Origin of the sequence: Virgibacillus salexigens (assembly GCF_000723585.1) — a bacterium.
Classification (GTDB): domain Bacteria; phylum Bacillota; class Bacilli; order Bacillales; family Amphibacillaceae; genus Virgibacillus; species Virgibacillus salexigens.
The window spans coordinates 15,609-33,200 of sequence record NZ_CCDP010000004.1; the positions used below are offsets into that span (position 1 = coordinate 15,609).

Annotated in this window: 19 protein-coding genes; 17 read left to right on the forward strand and 2 right to left on the reverse strand. The window is 38.3% G+C overall.

What is annotated here, in order from left to right; translation table 11 throughout:
- Positions 1 to 276 precede the first annotated feature (276 nt).
- The 6 genes from BN990_RS20615 to BN990_RS20635 all read left to right on the forward strand — a co-directional run bounded on the left by BN990_RS20615 (position 277) and on the right by BN990_RS20635 (position 2,724).
- A complete protein-coding gene (locus BN990_RS20615; RefSeq protein ID WP_051739399.1) occupies positions 277 to 531 on the forward strand; it encodes a hypothetical protein in 255 nt (84 codons plus the stop codon).
- A gap of 64 nt (positions 532 to 595) precedes the next feature.
- Positions 596 to 754, forward strand: coding sequence for a hypothetical protein (locus tag BN990_RS22785; RefSeq protein ID WP_021290711.1), 159 nt, complete (start codon positions 596 to 598; stop codon positions 752 to 754).
- A gap of 90 nt (positions 755 to 844) precedes the next feature.
- A complete protein-coding gene (locus BN990_RS20620; RefSeq protein ID WP_021290710.1) occupies positions 845 to 1,237 on the forward strand; it encodes a hypothetical protein in 393 nt (130 codons plus the stop codon).
- Complete coding sequence (locus BN990_RS20625; protein WP_021290709.1) at positions 1,170 to 1,937, forward strand: hypothetical protein; 768 nt, start codon at positions 1,170 to 1,172, stop codon at positions 1,935 to 1,937. The genes BN990_RS20620 and BN990_RS20625 overlap by 68 nt, the downstream gene beginning before the upstream one ends.
- Before the next feature lie 120 nt (positions 1,938 to 2,057).
- Complete coding sequence (locus tag BN990_RS20630) at positions 2,058 to 2,516, forward strand: hypothetical protein (RefSeq protein ID WP_038247349.1); 459 nt, start codon at positions 2,058 to 2,060, stop codon at positions 2,514 to 2,516.
- Positions 2,509 to 2,724 (forward strand): hypothetical protein, encoded by a 216-nt coding sequence (locus tag BN990_RS20635; protein ID WP_021290707.1) that lies wholly within the window; start codon positions 2,509 to 2,511, stop codon positions 2,722 to 2,724. The genes BN990_RS20630 and BN990_RS20635 overlap by 8 nt, the downstream gene beginning before the upstream one ends.
- Positions 2,725 to 2,824: 100 nt before the next feature.
- Here the strand turns inward: BN990_RS20635 and BN990_RS20640 are convergent, their stop codons facing one another.
- Entirely contained in the window at positions 2,825 to 3,133 is a 309-nt protein-coding gene (locus BN990_RS20640; protein WP_021290706.1) for a hypothetical protein, read from the reverse strand.
- Between the two features lie 115 nt (positions 3,134 to 3,248).
- Complete coding sequence (locus tag BN990_RS20645; protein WP_021290705.1) at positions 3,249 to 4,142, reverse strand: LysR family transcriptional regulator; 894 nt, start codon at positions 4,140 to 4,142, stop codon at positions 3,249 to 3,251.
- A 154-nt stretch (positions 4,143 to 4,296) separates the two neighbouring features.
- On the opposite strand from BN990_RS20645, the gene BN990_RS20650 reads away from it, so the two are divergent.
- The 11 genes from BN990_RS20650 to BN990_RS20700 all read left to right on the forward strand — a co-directional run bounded on the left by BN990_RS20650 (position 4,297) and on the right by BN990_RS20700 (position 17,488).
- Positions 4,297 to 6,474 carry a malate synthase G gene (locus tag BN990_RS20650; RefSeq protein WP_021290704.1) on the forward strand — a complete coding sequence of 726 codons (2,178 nt, stop codon included), beginning with the start codon at positions 4,297 to 4,299 and terminating at the stop codon, positions 6,472 to 6,474.
- A gap of 263 nt (positions 6,475 to 6,737) precedes the next feature.
- Positions 6,738 to 8,057, forward strand: a complete 1,320-nt coding sequence (locus BN990_RS20655; protein WP_038247354.1) for an FAD-binding oxidoreductase — start codon at positions 6,738 to 6,740, stop codon at positions 8,055 to 8,057.
- Entirely contained in the window at positions 8,058 to 9,434 is a 1,377-nt protein-coding gene (locus BN990_RS20660) for a (Fe-S)-binding protein (protein ID WP_038247357.1), read from the forward strand.
- Positions 9,435 to 9,446: 12 nt separating this feature from the next.
- A complete protein-coding gene (locus BN990_RS20665) occupies positions 9,447 to 10,907 on the forward strand; it encodes an FAD-linked oxidase C-terminal domain-containing protein (RefSeq protein WP_021290701.1) in 1,461 nt (486 codons plus the stop codon).
- 24 nt (positions 10,908 to 10,931) lie between these two features.
- Positions 10,932 to 11,720: a fumarylacetoacetate hydrolase family protein gene (locus BN990_RS20670; protein WP_021290700.1), complete on the forward strand. Its 789-nt coding sequence runs from the start codon at positions 10,932 to 10,934 to the stop codon at positions 11,718 to 11,720.
- Positions 11,721 to 11,813: 93 nt separating this feature from the next.
- Positions 11,814 to 13,580, forward strand: coding sequence for an L-lactate permease (locus BN990_RS20675; protein ID WP_031335414.1), 1,767 nt, complete (start codon positions 11,814 to 11,816; stop codon positions 13,578 to 13,580).
- Positions 13,581 to 13,715: 135 nt separating this feature from the next.
- The gene (locus tag BN990_RS20680) at positions 13,716 to 14,597 is read left to right on the forward strand and encodes a helix-turn-helix transcriptional regulator (protein ID WP_038247366.1); all 882 of its coding nucleotides are present in this window, start codon (positions 13,716 to 13,718) and stop codon (positions 14,595 to 14,597) included.
- A gap of 256 nt (positions 14,598 to 14,853) precedes the next feature.
- Positions 14,854 to 15,321 carry a nucleoside deaminase gene (locus BN990_RS20685; protein WP_021290697.1) on the forward strand — a complete coding sequence of 156 codons (468 nt, stop codon included), beginning with the start codon at positions 14,854 to 14,856 and terminating at the stop codon, positions 15,319 to 15,321.
- A 101-nt stretch (positions 15,322 to 15,422) separates the two neighbouring features.
- On the forward strand, positions 15,423 to 16,391 hold the full coding sequence (locus BN990_RS20690) for an LLM class flavin-dependent oxidoreductase (RefSeq protein ID WP_038247367.1): 969 nt from the start codon (positions 15,423 to 15,425) through the stop codon (positions 16,389 to 16,391).
- A 94-nt stretch (positions 16,392 to 16,485) separates the two neighbouring features.
- On the forward strand, positions 16,486 to 16,737 hold the full coding sequence (locus tag BN990_RS20695) for a GlsB/YeaQ/YmgE family stress response membrane protein (protein ID WP_021290695.1): 252 nt from the start codon (positions 16,486 to 16,488) through the stop codon (positions 16,735 to 16,737).
- Positions 16,738 to 16,840: 103 nt separating this feature from the next.
- Positions 16,841 to 17,488, forward strand: coding sequence for a peptidylprolyl isomerase (locus BN990_RS20700; RefSeq protein WP_187370483.1), 648 nt, complete (start codon positions 16,841 to 16,843; stop codon positions 17,486 to 17,488).
- The last annotated feature ends 104 nt before the right edge of the window (positions 17,489 to 17,592 follow it).

A 17,592-nucleotide genomic window follows, 5' to 3' on the forward strand; every position in this document is an offset into this window, starting at 1 on the left:
TAAGTCATCTGACTGAAACGAAAGGTGACTGACTCCAGCGGGAAAAGCAAGCGTCTGAAGACCCCGTAGGAATGTGCTCTGATGAGGGAGGGCCAATTATCAGATGGTCTGCCTGACTTCTACCAGGGTTTGTTCTCTCCTCTATTTGCTATTTTTTTATAGTAAATATTGACAGGAATACTTGATAATAGTTAACTATTAGGAGAAAAGATTTACATGTTATTCACGTTTATATGAAGAGAAGTAATTTGATTCGTTTGAAGGAGGGGAAGAAAGGTGGAGAGAAGAACGTTCGGTCTTATTTCAACTGGATTATTTTTTGTTGGCTTAATAACGTATTTCGTTTTTTTGTTAGGAAATGATCGTTTTTATGTTGCTGGAGGAATAATTACGTTCGTAGGATTTATCTTGGCATTTATATCCGATAAGGGAAGACATAAATGGATTGGTGTGATCGGGAACGGAATTATGGTGTTTATGATTTTTATTTTTCCTTTTCTTGTAACCACTTTCTTTTGGAATACACCTTAACCTGCCTAAAATCAAAAGGGGGAGGAAATGGAAGCGTGTAGTTATCTATATCTTTCATTGTATTATGTCATTATTGGGTGCGGATAACCAAGAAGATTTACCTACCATCGCAGCTGCAGAAGGTTTAAACTATGAAACTACATTTGAAGACCTGAACTTAGGACACCTATTTCACTTTGATTTTACACTTCCGCAAGCAGATCAGCGAGAGGTTTCCCTTTGAGTAGAGAAATATGTTAATGGCGAGAAGGCAGCACTTCCGATCAAGCAATTAACCTATGCAAATAGCCCCAATGAAAAGAATGAAGGAGAATTGGGTTTTGGTATCATCAATAATCAACAAGGCGTATCAATCTTTTTATATTCTCCCTATAGTTATCAAACACCGACGAATGTAGACTTAGCAACGGATCAATACTCAATAAATTGGGCTGATTATATTATTGATCAAAGAGAAAAATTATCTCTACAACTTGGAGAAGTCAAAACATTAGCTGCTTCTATTAAATCAAACGAAGATAGTATTCGAACAATCGATACAAGTTCGATTCAACAACTAATTCACTCCCATGACATGGTACTGTTATTAAAAATCAAAGTAGTACAGAGAAAAAAGACGAATGAGTTAGGGGGATTTTGTGGAAGTAAAAACGATCGCAGAAAGAAAATTAACTACTTCTTTCGTTACATCCGTATTTATTTCTAGTTTGTTTGCTAGTACCTTTATTTTGAATTCTAGTGAAGACGCCCATTTCTTAGAAGGTTTTTTTGGGATGTTTATCTTATATGGCATATATATTGGAGCAATTGTTTTTATTTATGGAAATCTAGTATCGGTAGGACTTGAGTACCTGAAAAAAAGAGGATTTATCAAATTTACATGGCTATACATACTTCTCCATGGCCTATTTGGGTTAGCAAATGGATTATTATTTCAACTTTGGATCCTTGGTTTACTTGGTATGATCGTTGCTATTCTTTATGGCAGTATCGATAGATGGCTTCATGCAAGGACACGGAAGCGAAAAAAGATTTGGATGTTCAATGTAGTTTCGGTTGCACTTGTACTATTGCTCTCCACTCATTCACAGCTTCAAAGACAACCTTCAGAAACATTCGCGCCTTTTACGGAGAAAGACGCTGTCGCAACTGTTACCAAAAACTTTACTGTCCAAAACAATGTTTTTCCCACTGAAGTTGGCGTATGGGAAGGTGACATTCGAGATTATCATGTAGAGCGTGAAACCGCCGTAGAGCCGTTAGGAAATGAGAAGTACATTGTCTCTTTTACAGAACGATGGAAAAAGGCTGATGAAGCAGGCTCTTTTGCACGTTATTATGAAGTAGATCGGAATGGGCAAAAATCTAAAGGCTTTGAAGGAGAAGATCCGCCTTATTATAAATAGGATTACGTCGATAAATTTTAATGCTGCATGAGGATAGGTTTGACTCGATCTAACATTTTATATAGCAAGACAACGTAAAAGAGTATTTTATATAGTTATTATTGTAATCAGGAGGTAAAAATGGCATACCAACTTAGACCATATCGTTTCCATTTTTTCAGTTTAGTTTTGACAATTATATGCTACAATTATATAACCGATCATTATGGATGGTTAATCAGCATTCCTATCTCTTTTATTTTAATTTTGATACTAACTTCTATAAAGATTACATTAACGATTAACGAAGCTTCTATAAGTTATGAGATGTCATTTCTCCATTTGTCTATATATCGAAAAGAATTATCTCCTGTTGAAATCAGTCAGATTAAATTTTTCCGGATTCGTTGGAAAACGAAAGCAGCGGAGATAAAAAGAGTGAAAGGATGGAATTGGAGAGTTGCTGATTTTGGCAAAGAAGAGGTTTTCGATTATTTACTGGATGTTGCAAATAAGCATCAAATAAAAGTTGATAAAACAAAGGATTACCTTATCCTAGAAAAGCAGAATCAAATTGAGGAGGAGAAGGGGAATGGTTAAATCGATAAAAGGACAGTTTATTTTATCCATGTTTGTGGCTATCGCTTTTATTTATAACACATCTAATTTTACTGATTTCATAAAAGAAGATGCGTTCCATCTTCCTTATGTGATGTTTTATGTTGCCATGATAGCATCCGTTTTTAATGCAGGTATCTGTACACAAAAGTATGTGGAATTTAGAAAGAATGCAAAAGGTAAAAATTAAGGAAAACGACATCGTTATACAGTAAAGCGCAAATTGTCGAACTTATGCTGGTATCAACTGAAGTAATTTTTGCTATTTTCGTAACCAGAAGCTGGTAGTGCTAGTCTGGATGATTATAATGATGAAGGTTCTTTAACAACCCAATAAACAGTAAATATAGAAAGTAAGCTCCTAAATAAAGGCCGCTGATTTGAAAAAAAGGATTTAATAAGATGGCATGAATATCTGTCATTAACACGGTATTGTTTTTAATGACCTGATAAATGGATGTAGCAACGATATTACCGAAAACAAGTGCTGCAAATAGTGCAGCAAAGGTAAACATAATATGTGTTTTTCTATAACGCCGTTGAATATAATACATCCATGCAGGAATGAAGATACTTCCTAGGATCAATAGGAGTTTCATACACATCACCTCAGAGCAGTTGGTCTCATTAGTTATGTGTAATTGATGGGAAAACCATTCCTTAAATATTTACCTTTGGATCTTAGGAAGAATTGTCCCTAAGAACGCCTGTCTATCAATATTCATAAGTAACATACTGTTCTGCTGAACCAATAAATTCCCTAACAGCAAATGATAAGTATTTATTTCTTTTCCATATCATGCCTAACTCTAAATGTACGGTTGGATTTGTAAATGGAACTGTTTTAATTGCCTTCGTATGAATCTGTTTACAGATTTTACTCGGCAATAAAGCTATTCCTAATTTTGCCTCTACCATTTCAATCATGAAGTCTTTTTGTGAGCTTTCACAGACGATCGTTGGTTGGAAACCGTGCAGTTGACATGCTTCCATAATGCGGTCATGAAGGGAAAAGTCATGTCGATATAAGATGAACGATTCCTGCCTTATATCGAAAAAATCGATTGATTCTCTTTTCGCTAATGGATGATTGGCATGTACAATTAACATAAGGGGATCTTTAAGTAATTTAATGATTTCGAAGCTTTCGTTCTTAATTGGTATATTACATATCAATCCAATATCAAGCTCTCCCTCATTAACACCTTGTTTAATTTTATTACTCCCCACCTCATGTAGTGTCATATCAAAGGAGGGGTGGGCTTCCTTATAATTACTAATGAGTTTAGAAAAAAAGGCGGCACCAATAATCGGTGGAATTCCGATTTTAATTTCTCCTTTTTTGAGATGGATGACATCGTTTAATTCCGAGGTTAAATTATTAAAAGCATCAAGCACATTCATAGCATTGATTAGAAAAGCTTGACCAGCATCCGTGAGCTCCAGCTGCTTTGAACCACGAAAGAATAGAGTTGCCCCGAGTTCGTTTTCCAAGTTTTTAATCGTTTTACTTAAGGAAGGCTGAGATATATGAAGAACGGAAGCGGCTTTGGTAAAGTTTCTTTGCTTCGCAACTTCTGCAAAATATTCTACTTGCCTAATATCCATCATATCCCTCTTTTATAAAACAGAATGTGTAATTGTACCTTATTATACTGCAAGGTATAGCTAAAAGGAATAGTGTCCATGCAAAACATATATTTTAGTTTCTATTCTCTACAGATTAAAATAAGAATTAGATAGCTGAAAAAGGAGGAATAGCATGACGGAATATGTAACAGTAGGGAATTTACAAGTTGCCAACGAACTTTATCAATTTGTTCATGCAGAAGCATTACCGGAAACTGGCCTAAATGAATCAAAGTTTTGGGCAGATGTTGAAGGGCTCATTTCTGATTTAACTCCAAAAAATCATGCTTTGATAGAAGAGCGTAAGATGTTCCAAAAAAAGGTCGATGCGTGGCATAAGGATCATGATGGATATGATTTTCAAGCATATCAATTATTTTTAGAAGAAATCGGATATATCGAGCCTAAAGTTGAAGATTTTGCCATTATGACAGAGAATGTCGATGATGTGATAACTATGCAATCAGGGCCACAATTGGTTGTACCGATTGATAATGCTCGCTATGCAATTAATGCAGCAAATGCTCGCTGGGGTTCACTTTATGATGCATTATATGGAACCGATGTCATTACTGAAGCAGGGGGAGCAGAAAAGACAGCAGCTTATAATCCAATACGAGGAGAGAAGGTAATTTCATTTGCCAAAGCGTTTTTAGATCAACACATACCTCTGTCGGCTTCTTCCCACAAATCAGTTACGAAATACGTTGTCATAAACGGGAAGTTGGAAGTATCACTTGAGAATGGTGAGACTGCTAGACTGCTGGATGAATCCAAGTTTATTGGTTATCGAGGAGTACCTGGAAACCTGGAAGCAGTATTATTCAAGAACAATGGTCTCCATATAGAAATTCAAATTGATGAAAATGACTCCATTGGTCAATCAGATAAGGCAGGAGTTAAAGACGTACTTATCGAATCTGCAACGTCATGTATTATGGATTGTGAAGATTCGGTGGCAGCCGTTGATGCAGAGGACAAAACACGTGTATATAGAAATTGGTTGGGTTTAAACCGTGGTAATTTAACTTCGGCTTTCACCAAAAATGGGAAGGAAATCAATCGAACTTTAAATCCCGATCGAAGTTACACTGGAACAAATGGAGAGAACATAACACTACCTGGTCGCGTACTTATGTTTATCCGTAACGTTGGCCATTTAATGACAACCAATGCTATTCTCAATCAGCATGGTGAAGAAATTCCTGAAGGGATAATGGATGGTGTGTTTACGAGCTTGATGGCCAAACATGATGTATTAGGGAATAGCCCATTTCAAAATTCACAAAAAGCATCCATTTATATTGTGAAACCGAAAATGCATGGGTCGAAGGAAGTTGCTTTTGCGAATGAATTATTTAATCGGGTTGAAGATATACTGGAACTGCCTCGTCACACGATTAAAATTGGTGTCATGGATGAAGAACGCCGGACAACATTAAACTTGAAAAATTGCATTCATGAAGTAAAAGATCGAATTGTATTTATTAACACTGGCTTTTTAGATCGTACTGGTGATGAAATCCATACGTCGATGGAAGCAGGTCCGATGATTCGTAAAGGTGAGATGAAATCATCTAAATGGCTGAATGGGTATGAAAAAAACAATGTACTAACTGGATTAGGAACGGGAATGAAAGGAAAAGCACAAATTGGTAAAGGAATGTGGGCGATGCCAGACTTAATGTCAGAGATGCTAGCCCAAAAAGGTGGTCATCTACAGGCTGGTGGAAATACGGCTTGGGTGCCTTCACCGACAGCTGCTACGCTCCATGCCCTTCATTATCATGAAATAGACGTAAAGAAAGTGCAATCGGAGTTAGAGAAAGAGACAGTGAATTACCAAACGGATATATTACAATTGCCTGTAGCCCACAATAGAAATTGGTCAACTGAAGAAATACAAGAGGAGCTGGATAATAGCGCACAAACATTACTAGGTTACGTTGTTCGTTGGGTAGATCAAGGGGTTGGCTGTTCGAAGGTTCCTGATATCAAAGATGTAGCATTAATGGAGGATCGTGCAACATTACGTATTTCCAGTCAAATGTTAGCGAATTGGCTTCATCATGGAATTTGTACCAAGCAACAAATCATGGATACATTGAAGCGGATGGCGAAAATCGTAGATAAGCAAAATGAAAAAGACTCAGCATATCGTGCGATGGTACCAAACTATCATGAATCGATTGCTTTTCAAGCTGCTTGCGATCTTGTGTTGAAAGGTAAAGAACAACCAAGTGGTTATACAGAACCAATTCTTCATAAACGTCGGTTGGAAGCAAAAGAAAAACACCAAGTAAAGAGCTAAATAGATAATATATATTGGAAGAGGGGGAATAGCGGTCCCCCTTTTCCTTACTGAATTTTCTATATTATAAAGTCTAAATAGAACCTAAAAATTTTCATTATTTTGAATTTATAATTGACTTTAATATCTACCAGTGGTTTACTTAGTAACAAATCATTCATCAGATATCTGATGATAATGGAACAGTTATCTTTGAAAACGGTTACTTATAAACAGGCGAATGGCTGCTCTCAAGTATGATTTCCAGTAAAGGAGGAAGATTCATGGTTTCTTCTCATCAGGATACTGACTTGTGCACGGAACCTGAAGTGCTTAGAACAAATAATGAACTAGGACATCCGCTTGGTAATGGCGGTGAGGAATTCGTTGACTGTTACAGTGAAGCTGATATTTCAAAAACATTAGCATATGCCTATGAAACTAATCGAACGGTAAACATTATTTCAGGTGGAACAAAACGGGGATATGGAGGACAAATTGAACAAGCAGATATCTTATTATCACTAAAACATTACAAGGGGATTGTCGAACATTCCATTGGAGATTTAACGATGACAGTTCGACCTGGTACCACAATAAAAGAAATTACGGACGAATTAAGTCCATTTGGGCAATGCCTCGCACTGGATCCACCATGGCCGGAACAAGCAACTATCGGTGGTGTGATAGCTGCGAATGATAGCGGGCCCAAGAGATTGCTTTATGGGTCTGCCAGAGATTTTGTTATTGGAACTCGGATTGTTTATGCAGACGGCAGGATTATTCGTACAGGTGGGAAAGTGGTTAAGAATGTAGCTGGATACGATATGAATAAGTTATTTATTGGTTCAATGGGGACACTTGGTGTTATTAGTGAAATAACATTGAAATTACGACCAATACCTAAATATGAGGGAGTCTCCATTTTACACTTTCAGAATGTTCAGGAGATGGCTATTCGGAAGTTTGCCGTTCACCTGCTAGATTCTATGCTGGAACCGGTTTGCTTGGAGGTCCTAACACCATCTGTTGCTAAAAAAATGACTGGAAAAAATCAATATGCCCTTGTAATTGCATTTGAAGACCGTGAACGTGCAGTCCGTGAACAAGAAAAATGGATACAGGAGCATATTCCCAAGGAAGCTGTGCTTACAATATTCCATCAGCATGAGGCAAGCGAATGGTGGGGGCAGTTTTACCATTTAGGCGCGAGTCGATGTAACACCACAGACGATGTGAAAATCCAAGCAGCGTTGAAAATAGGAAGCAATAATTTAGATGTACTTGATAATTTACAAATAGCTTGTCAGCTTGCAGATGATATTGGTGTATATGTAGAAGGACATGGGGGAGTGGGGCATGGGATTACAAAAATTTTTATGGAAGGGTTTCCAGAAGCATTCATCTCCTTTGTTGAATTACTACGGAAAAAAGTGGAAGAGCGACATGGATATGTCTTATGTACCCATCTACCATTCGTCTTAAGACAGAAAATTTCTGTTTGGGGGGATAAACCAGAACATTTCTTCCTATTAGATGGTATTAAGCAAGTCAATGACCCAAAGCGCATCCTCAATCGCAAACGCTATGTAGGAGGGTTATAAATGGCTGATAACAAAGGCAGACTAGTTGATTTATTAAGCAAAGACAATGTTGAGTCGGGAGCACCTTGTGAAAGAAAAAGACTAGGTAATTACTTATGGGATGATCCCCCTGACGAAAATAAATGGGCAGATTGTGTACATTGTGGGATGTGTTTGGAAGCTTGTCCAACCTATCAAGAAACAGGAGAAGAACAACAATCACCTCGAGGAAGAGTCTATTTAATTAAAGCAGTTGCAGAAGGAAAAATTGATGTAAATGATGCCTTTGCAAAACCTGTCTTTGACTGCCTTGATTGTCGAGCTTGTGAAACCGCATGTCCTGCTGATGTGCAAGTGGGAGGTTTAATTGAAGAAGCTAGGGGACAAATTCGTCAGGCGCTGCCATTAACGGGGTTCGCTGGTGTTTTTAGTAGAACGGTTTTAAGAGGTATTTTTCCACATCAAAATCGTATCAACACACTTGGGGGATTGATGCGGTTTTATCAGAAAAGCGGTATGCAACAATTGGCAAGAAAATCGGGTGTTCTTCGAATAATGCCAACCCATTTGAAAGACATGGAAGCGATTCTTCCTGAGGTAGGCAAACCTGTACAAGGGAGATTCCCTGATGTAGTTCCGGCAGAAGGGATACCTAAGCAGCGTGTAGCTATTCTAACAGGTTGTATTATGGATGTAATGTTTAGTGATGTGAATGAAGCGACGATTCGCGTACTAACCCATAACGGATTTGAGGTTGGTCTTCCTAAACGGCAGGGATGTTGTGGGGCACTTCATGTACATGCTGGTGAACGGGAAACTGGGAAGAAACTTGCAAAACAAAACATCGAAGCATTTAAGGAGTATGATAAGGTACTTGTTAATGCTGCAGGGTGTGGTTGCGCATTACAGGAGTATCCAGAATTATTTAAAGATGACCCAGATATGTTGCCTTTAGCAGAGGCTTTTTCAAGTAAGGTGGAAGATGTATCGAAATTTTTATATGACAATGATTTTAAACGGCCTACAGCCGAGCTTAAAACAAAAATAACTTATCATGATGCTTGTCATTTAGCACATGGTCAAGGTGTACGCTTTGAACCACGCCATATTTTAAGCGAAATACCAGGAGTGGAAATGGTAGATTTACCAGATGCAGATAGATGTTGTGGCAGTGCTGGAATTTATAATTTAACGCATCCAGAAATGGCTGGCAAATTACTTGATCGCAAGATAGATGACATTCCAGAGCAAGTAGAGATGGTATCGATGGGGAATCCGGGGTGTATGCTTCAGATTGCAATGGGTGTAACGAAATACGGAAGAAGTGAAAAAGTTGTTCACACCGTTCAATTGCTTGATTGGGCATATGAGAAAGAAAAATCAGCGACTACTTCATAAAGGATGTGAATCATGTTGTTTGGAAAGGATCGAAAAGCAACAAAGCCAGATGCAATTATCCAACAATTAATGCGTATCGTTGGTCAAAAAGAAGTGCTTTATTTACAAGAAGATCTTATTTCCTATGAGTGTGATGGATATACCATGTCCAAAGGAATGCCAAAAGCAGTCGTATTTGTAAACAATACCAAACAGGTTTCTGATGTTGTGAAGTATTTGAATAAGCAAGGAATTCCATATATTGCACGCGGTGCTGGGACAGGGCTTAGTGGAGGAGCAACACCACTTGGTGGGGAGGTATTAATCAGTTTAGTTCGTATGAAAAAAATGCTGCACCTTGATTTAGAAAATAGGAAAGCGGTTGTGGAACCAGGCTATATTAATCTGAAACTGACGCAGTCCATTTCAGATAAAGGGTATTATTATGCACCAGATCCCTCCAGTCAATATGCCTGTACGATTGGCGGTAATGTAGCTGAAAATTCAGGAGGTGCGCATTGTTTAAAGTATGGCGTAACGACCAATCATATTTTGGGACTTGAAGTTGTACTGCCTACTGGTGAAATTATTGAACTTGGGGAGGATGGTGTGCCAGACCGTCCCGGATATGACTTGTTAGGTCTATTGACTGGGTCAGAAGGGACTCTAGGGATTGTAACAAAGATAACCGTTAAAGTGTTAAAGAATCCAGAGGCAAAAAAAACGGTTCTAGCATATTTCGACGACATAGCAGATGCAAGTCAGGCAGTTTCTGAGATTATTGCTGCTGGCATTATTCCTGCAGCACTTGAAATGATGGATCAGATAGCCATCGAAGGGGTTGAATCTGCTGCTTATCCAGTTGGGCACCCAAGAGATATTGCTGCTTTTTTACTTATTGAGGTAGATGGAGTCGCTGCTGGAATCGAAGATCAGATAGATGAAATCCTTACTGTTTGTAAAGATAATCAAGTTCGGGAAGTGAAGGTAGCAAGAGATGAGGCGGAACGTGGACTTTGGTGGGCGAACCGTAAAATGGGATTTGGTGCTATGGGAGCGATTTCTCCTGATTACCTCGTACAGGATGGTGTTATTCCAAGAACTCGTTTACCTGAAGTACTAACAAAGATCGCCGAAATTAGTAAGAAATATGACCTTAGAATCGCTAATATATTTCATGCAGGAGATGGAAATTTACATCCACTGATTTTGTTTGATGCCCGTATTCCTGGACAAAGTGAACGTGCATCAAGCGCGGGCTCAGCGTGTTTAAAAGTTTGTGCAGATGTTGGTGGTTCCATTACAGGAGAGCATGGGGTTGGTATTGAAAAATCAGATGAAATGCGGTTTATTTTTCATGATGATGAAATAGAGGCTCAAACAAAGATACGTGCTGTATTTAATCCAGATGATCGATTGAACCCTGGTAAACTATTTCCACAGCCTGGTCGTTGTGTGGAAGTAAAGCAAGAAATGAGCAAAGAAGGATTGTAATTTTAGTAGGGAGAGTGAAGATAGATGAAATTTGCAAGGTTTAAAACAAATGATCGTAGAATTCTTCAAGGGATAGTGGACAAGGATTATGTCCAACAGATCAGTGGTGATTTATTTACCGAATGGAGTTATACCGGAGAAAGCTATGAAATGGAAGAGATTGAACTATTAGCACCGCTTACTCCAAAGCATATTATTGGAATTGGCGCAAATTATGTTAGCCAGACAACTGACTTGCCAGATCAGCTGCCCGATATGCCTGTTTTTTTCTATAAACCTATCTCCTCGGTAATTGGTAGTAATCGGTCTATTATTATTCCAAAAAACTGTGGAGAAGTGAAATTCGAAGCAGAACTTGCCGTTGTCATAGGAAAACAAGCGAGTAATATTAATGAAAATGAAGTGACAGATTATATTTTTGGTTATACGGTTGCAAATGATGTAACTGCCCCGCAATTTTTTCACGAAGCTGGTCACTGGACGATTGGAAAGTCGTTCGACTCGTTTACCCCCCTTGGGCCATACATTGAGACGGAGTTAGATCCAGATGAAATAAAGGTGGAAGCATATTTAAACGGACAAAAAAAGCAGGATAGTTCTACGAAATTGATGATTTTTTCGATGAGACAAATGGTTGCTTATTTATCAAACGTGATGACACTCCAACCTGGAGATATCATTCTAACCGGAAGCCCTGTCGGAGCAGAGATGATGAAGGATGGCGATGAAATTAGTTGTGAGATAGCAGAAATTGGAATACTTAGAAACGCTGTGAAACAATATCAAGCTATTGAAATGAATAGTAAAGCTTAATAAAAATATCCGTTAACAACAATGTTGCTTTCTTGGTTATAGGAGGTGATATTGTTGTTTTCTATAAAAAATTTTATTAAGGGGGATATGATCATGAGTAATGGGTTGTTAGCAATTTTAGCATTTCTGCCGATAATTGTTGTTGCTGTATTCCTAGTAGGACTAAAGTGGCCAGCAAGCAAGGCAATGCCACTTTCTTATCTTTGTGCTGTGTTATTAGCTTTGTTTGTTTGGGATGTAGCTTTTCCGAAGGTCGCAGCTGCTTCCGTGCATGGACTGATTGTTGCCATTACGCTCTTATTTATTATCTTTGGTGCTATTTTACTTTTGAATACATTACAAGAAAGCGGCGGTCTTCACACCATTCGTAGAGGTTTTACCGACATTACCCCGGATCGACGTATTCAGGTGATTATCATTGCTTGGTTATTTGGTTCATTTATTGAGGGCTCTGCAGGATTTGGTACACCAGCAGCAGTAGCCGTTCCATTATTGGTAGGGCTTGGGTTTCCAGCAATGGCAGCCGTTGTATCAGGGATGATTATCCAAAGCACACCAGTTTCTTTTGGTGCTGTCGGAACTCCTATGATTGTAGGCGTGGGCAGCGGTATTGAACCACTTACACAAATCACAGACGTTTCTACTTTCGTATTTGGTGTCGCAGGGAAGGTAGCCCTCCTGCATGCTATAGCGGGACTATTTATTCCTTTATTTTTAGTAAGTATTCTAACTAGATTCTTCGGGAAGAACAGATCATTTAGCGAAGGTTTAAAGGTGTGGAAGTTTGCACTCTTTGCATCTTTAGCAATGACCATTCCGTATGTGATTGTTGCAAACGTCTTAGGTCCAGAATTTCCAGCAATGATTGGCGGGCTTATCGGATTATTAATTGTTATTCCAGCAGCTAAAAAAGGTTTTCTCATGCCTAAAAATGATGAAATTTGGGAGTTTGAGGCAAAAGATCGTTGGGATCCTACCTGGACAGGGAAAATTGAACTCAAACAAAGTGATATTTATGCTGGTAAAATAAGTATGTGGCGTGCATGGACACCTTACGTACTGATTGCAATTTTATTGCTAATTTCCAGACTGACAGAAGTCGGAGACTGGCTAAAATCCGTTACATTTACACTTCCAAATATATTTGGTACAGAAATATCGTCAAGTTGGGAAATTTTATTCTCCCCGGGTTTTATCTTTATCGTTGTTGCCGTTATTACCTATTATATCCATGGAATGAAAGGACAAGATTTTGCCAGAGCATGGAAGGATTCAGCCCGAACGATGATTCTCGCGGGATCTGCGCTTGTCTTTACAGTGCCGATGGTGCAAGTATTCCTCAATTCTGATGGTGGTGCAGCGGGGTATCAGGAGATGCCGCTTGTACTTGCAGAAGGAGTTGCAAATCTTGCTGGTTCGGTTTACCCAATATTTGCAACGTTCATTGGAGGACTTGGTGCGTTTGTAGCTGGAAGTAATACAGTTAGTAATATGATGTTCTCTCTATTCCAATATGGAGTTGGAGACCAAATCGGTGGAAATCCGACTTGGATGGTTGCTTTGCAAGCAGTTGGTGGTGCTGCCGGAAATATGATATGTGTGCATAATGTCGTTGCAGCATCTGCCGTAGTTGGTTTAGTTGGAAAGGAAGGGCATGTCATACGTAAAACATTACTGCCATTTTGCTATTACGCATTATTATTAGGGTCCGTAGGTTATTCGATTATGTGGACAGCTGAAAAAGGCATATTTAATATTGGCTCAATTCTAGCTATGATTATTTGGGGAATTATCATTTACATCATTGCAACAAACAACAGGCGGCTGAACGCACTCGAAAAAAATCGTCATATTGCTTAGAGACATACGCGTAATATCTTTCAAGAAGCTTTCGTCTTTCGGACTGACGAAAGCTTCTTTTTTAATATCGCAAAAATTATCAAAACATACCTGTTCCTATTTGATATGCTTTATATATGGGAAGGGAGCGGGGCCATGAGATATGAGGAAATAATTAATGAAGTTATTCAGTATATAGAAGGAAATTTGCATCAATCAATAGGGACTGAAAAAATTGCTCAGCTAGCAGGACTCTCTGAATTTCATTTCCATCGAATTTTTAAACAAACAATCGGTTTGTCTGTATCAGAATATACCCGTATAAGGCGTCTCGCAAATGCAGCGATTAGGTTGCTATATACAAAGGATCGAATTATTGATATTGCTTATGATTATTGCTTTGAGTCTCAGGAAGCTTTTACAAGAGCGTTTAAAAGATATTATCAAATCCCGCCTGGTCAATATAGAAAGGTGATGTCATGGGTGACAAAACAAAAGGAGGAAAATAATATGAACAATGGTTTAAAGGGATGGTTTTTAAGCGGAGTAGACCCATTTAATTATGAAATAGGAAAGGACCATAAGGTGGTCCATCAAGGGAAAGCGTCAGGTTATATTAAATCAACAAAGGTATTGGATGCTACTCATTTTGCGACAATGATGCAGCAATTTAAAGCAGATAAATTTATAGGAAAAAGAATGAGATTATCCTGTTTTCTTAGAACAGCATGTGTTCAATCCTTTTCTGGTATGTGGATGAGAGTTGATGATGCTGCTGAGGATGTCTTACAATTTGATAATATGAGTAATCGGCCAATAAAAGGAGATACAGGTTGGAATCGATACACTATCGTATTAGATATACCGAAGGAAAGTAAAATGATTGCATTTGGAATAATCTTATCGGGTCAAGGGCAGGTTTGGGTTGATCACGTTTGTTTTGATGAAGTAGGTAAAGACGTTCCAACAACTAATTTAGAAATCGAACCACAATTACTTAATGAGCCAATCAACTTAACATTTGAAGATGAAATATAATGTTCTCTTTTTATAAGCTGCAATTTATCGCAGCTTTCTTTTTTATATTAAGAAATAAACAGATATAGTAAAAAGGATAATCCTTTTTTTCTATAATATAAATATCCGAACTTTTTAGTATGCTTCTACTAGGTTGGTATCCGATAGTAAAATGGAAGAGATGATTTATAACTTTATAAAAACGAGGAATAATTAAAATAGCTTCAATTATTCTAGAATAGAATATGGAAAATACCTTTTTAATAGGGGGAAGTAGATGAAGTTAGAATTCATGAAGATGGCAGTTGAATTGGCAGTCAATAATGTGAAAACAAACAATGGTGGTCCATTTGGAGCAGTCGTTGTAAGGGATGGGAAGGTTATCGGAGAGGGATGTAATCAAGTAACGGTGATAAACGATCCTACAGCACATGCCGAAGTACAAGCTATTCGCAATGCATGTAAGCATGTAAATGATTTTCAATTAGCAGACTGTGAAATCTATACGAGTTGTGAACCATGTCCCATGTGTATGGGAGCAATTTATTGGGCACGGCCGAAAGCTGTTTATTTTGCTGCAACTAAAAAAGAAGCAGCTGATGCAGGTTTTGATGATGCATTTATTTATCAGGAATTAGATAAGCCCATTGAAAAAAGGAAACTGACAATCAAACAAATGCAATTTGAAAAGTACAATCTTCCGTTTGTAAGTTGGTTGGAAACGGATAAGAAAGTGGAATACTAGGGGTAACCACCTTTTTTATTAGAAAGCATATGCTTTGGTGAATGGTTTGATATTTCGCTATCATAATAGTTAATGATAGAGGTGAAAAGGGGAAATCGATCATGAGGTTTGGCATATTGGATCAAATGGCACAGCCAAAACAAAGTAGTGCAGAGGAAGTAGCTGCAGAAACGATCAAAGTTGCTCAATATGTTGAACAATTGGGATATCATAGTTATTGGTTCGCAGAGCACCATGGAACGAAGGGGCTTGTATCCAGTTCACCAGAGATTATGATGGCCGCTATAGCAAGCAATACAAAGCAATTATCGGTCGGGAGTGGTGGGATTCTTCTTCCTCAATATAGTGCATATAAAGTGGCTTCTCAATTATTACAGTTACAAGCACTGTTTCCAGATAGAATAGAGGCAGGTGTCGGCCGCTCTCCAGGTGGTAGTGAGCGCATTAGGGCCCTATTGGCTGATGGAAAGCCAAATCAACAGGAGGAATATCCTGATAAATTAGCGGCCTTAGCACGTTATCTCAATAGAGAAGGGAGTGTCCGAGCAGCACCACGTACAAAAGAATCCCCGAAACTTTTTTCATTAGGTCTGGGAGAAAATAGTGCAGAACTTGCGGCTAAGTTAGGAATTGGCTATGTTTATGGACATTTCATTAATCCGTACAGAGGAGAAGCTGCCCTTCAAACGTATCAAGAAACATTTACTACTGGTTATCTAAACAATCCACTTGCACGTTCAGCAATATTTATTGTTTGCGGTGAGTCCGATGATCATGCAGAAGAATTAGCAATAAGCCAAGACGCTTGGTTACTTCAAGTAGAAAAAGGATTGGATAGTCGTGTGCCTAGTGTAGAAGAAGTAAAAGCAAGAAGCTGGAATGAGAAAGACAGACAACGGATACAAAACAACCGGAAACGGATGATTATTGGCGGCCCATCCAAAGTAAAAGAGGAACTACAAGTCTTATCTGAACGGTATCAATGTGATGATTGGCTTATCCTTACCAATATATACGATAACCATGAAAAGTGTATGTCCTATCAACGAATCATTGAGATGTTTCCATAATTAATTCGAATAAATCTATTTATTGGTATATGTATAAAAAAACAATTACTGGGCAATTTAAACCTAATTGTTATATTATACGGAGGTATGAATAATGGGATTTATTTGGTCTTTAATTATTGGAGGAATTCTTGGATGGTTGGCGAGCCTAATTGTTGGTCGTGACGTCCCTGGGGGAATAATAGGAAATATTGTTGCTGGTTTTGTAGGAGCATGGTTAGGTTCTCTTATTTTAGGAGAATGGGGACCAGAAACTGGTGGTTTTTATATCGTTCCAGCCTTAATCGGAGCGATTGTATTAATTTTCATAGCGAGTTTAATTATGAAAGGTATGCGTAATAATTAGATATTATCAAACAAAGGCAGCTCTTTTCTCTATAAGGGAAAGGTAGTTGCTTTTTTTCATGTTATAATACAGACAAGCAATATTTATGAGGGGAGAGTAAAAGATGAACCATCTGTTACAAAAGTGGAAATGGCCTCTGTTTATTCTTCTTATCGTATTCGCTTTAGTAGGATGTAGCGATATGACGGAAGAAGGGAAAGCAGGAAAGAAAGAAAACAATCAAAACTATCCAGAAGATGTAAGCGAAAATCCGATTGCAACCATAACCATGGAGAATGACCAACAAATTTCGATTGAGCTCTATCCAGAAATAGCACCGAATACGGTAGCAAATTTTATTAGCTTAGCGAATGATACGTTTTATGACGGGCTCACTTTTCATCGAATAATCCCTGATTTTATGATTCAGGGCGGTGACCCGCAAGGAAACGGAACTGGCGGACCAGGATATTCAATAGAAGGAGAATTTAGCTCGAATGATTTTACAAATGATCTAAAGCATGAGCGTGGTATTATTTCCATGGCAAGATCAAATGCTCCTAACTCAGCAGGTTCTCAATTTTTTATCATGGTTGCAGATGCGCCTCACTTAGATGGAGATTATGCTGCATTTGGAAAAGTCATTGATGGAATGGATGCGGTAGATAAAATTGTGGAGATGAGTATAGATGCTGCTGAATCCCCAACGATGAAATCTGTTACTATCGATACCATGGGTTACGATTACCCAAGCCCAGAAAGAGTAGAATAAGGTACGATGAGATATCATCCTAGGAAGGATTATTAAACTTGTATGCACTAATTAAAACATACGTACGTTTGGATGGGGCACCTCAACCTAAAACAACACTTGCG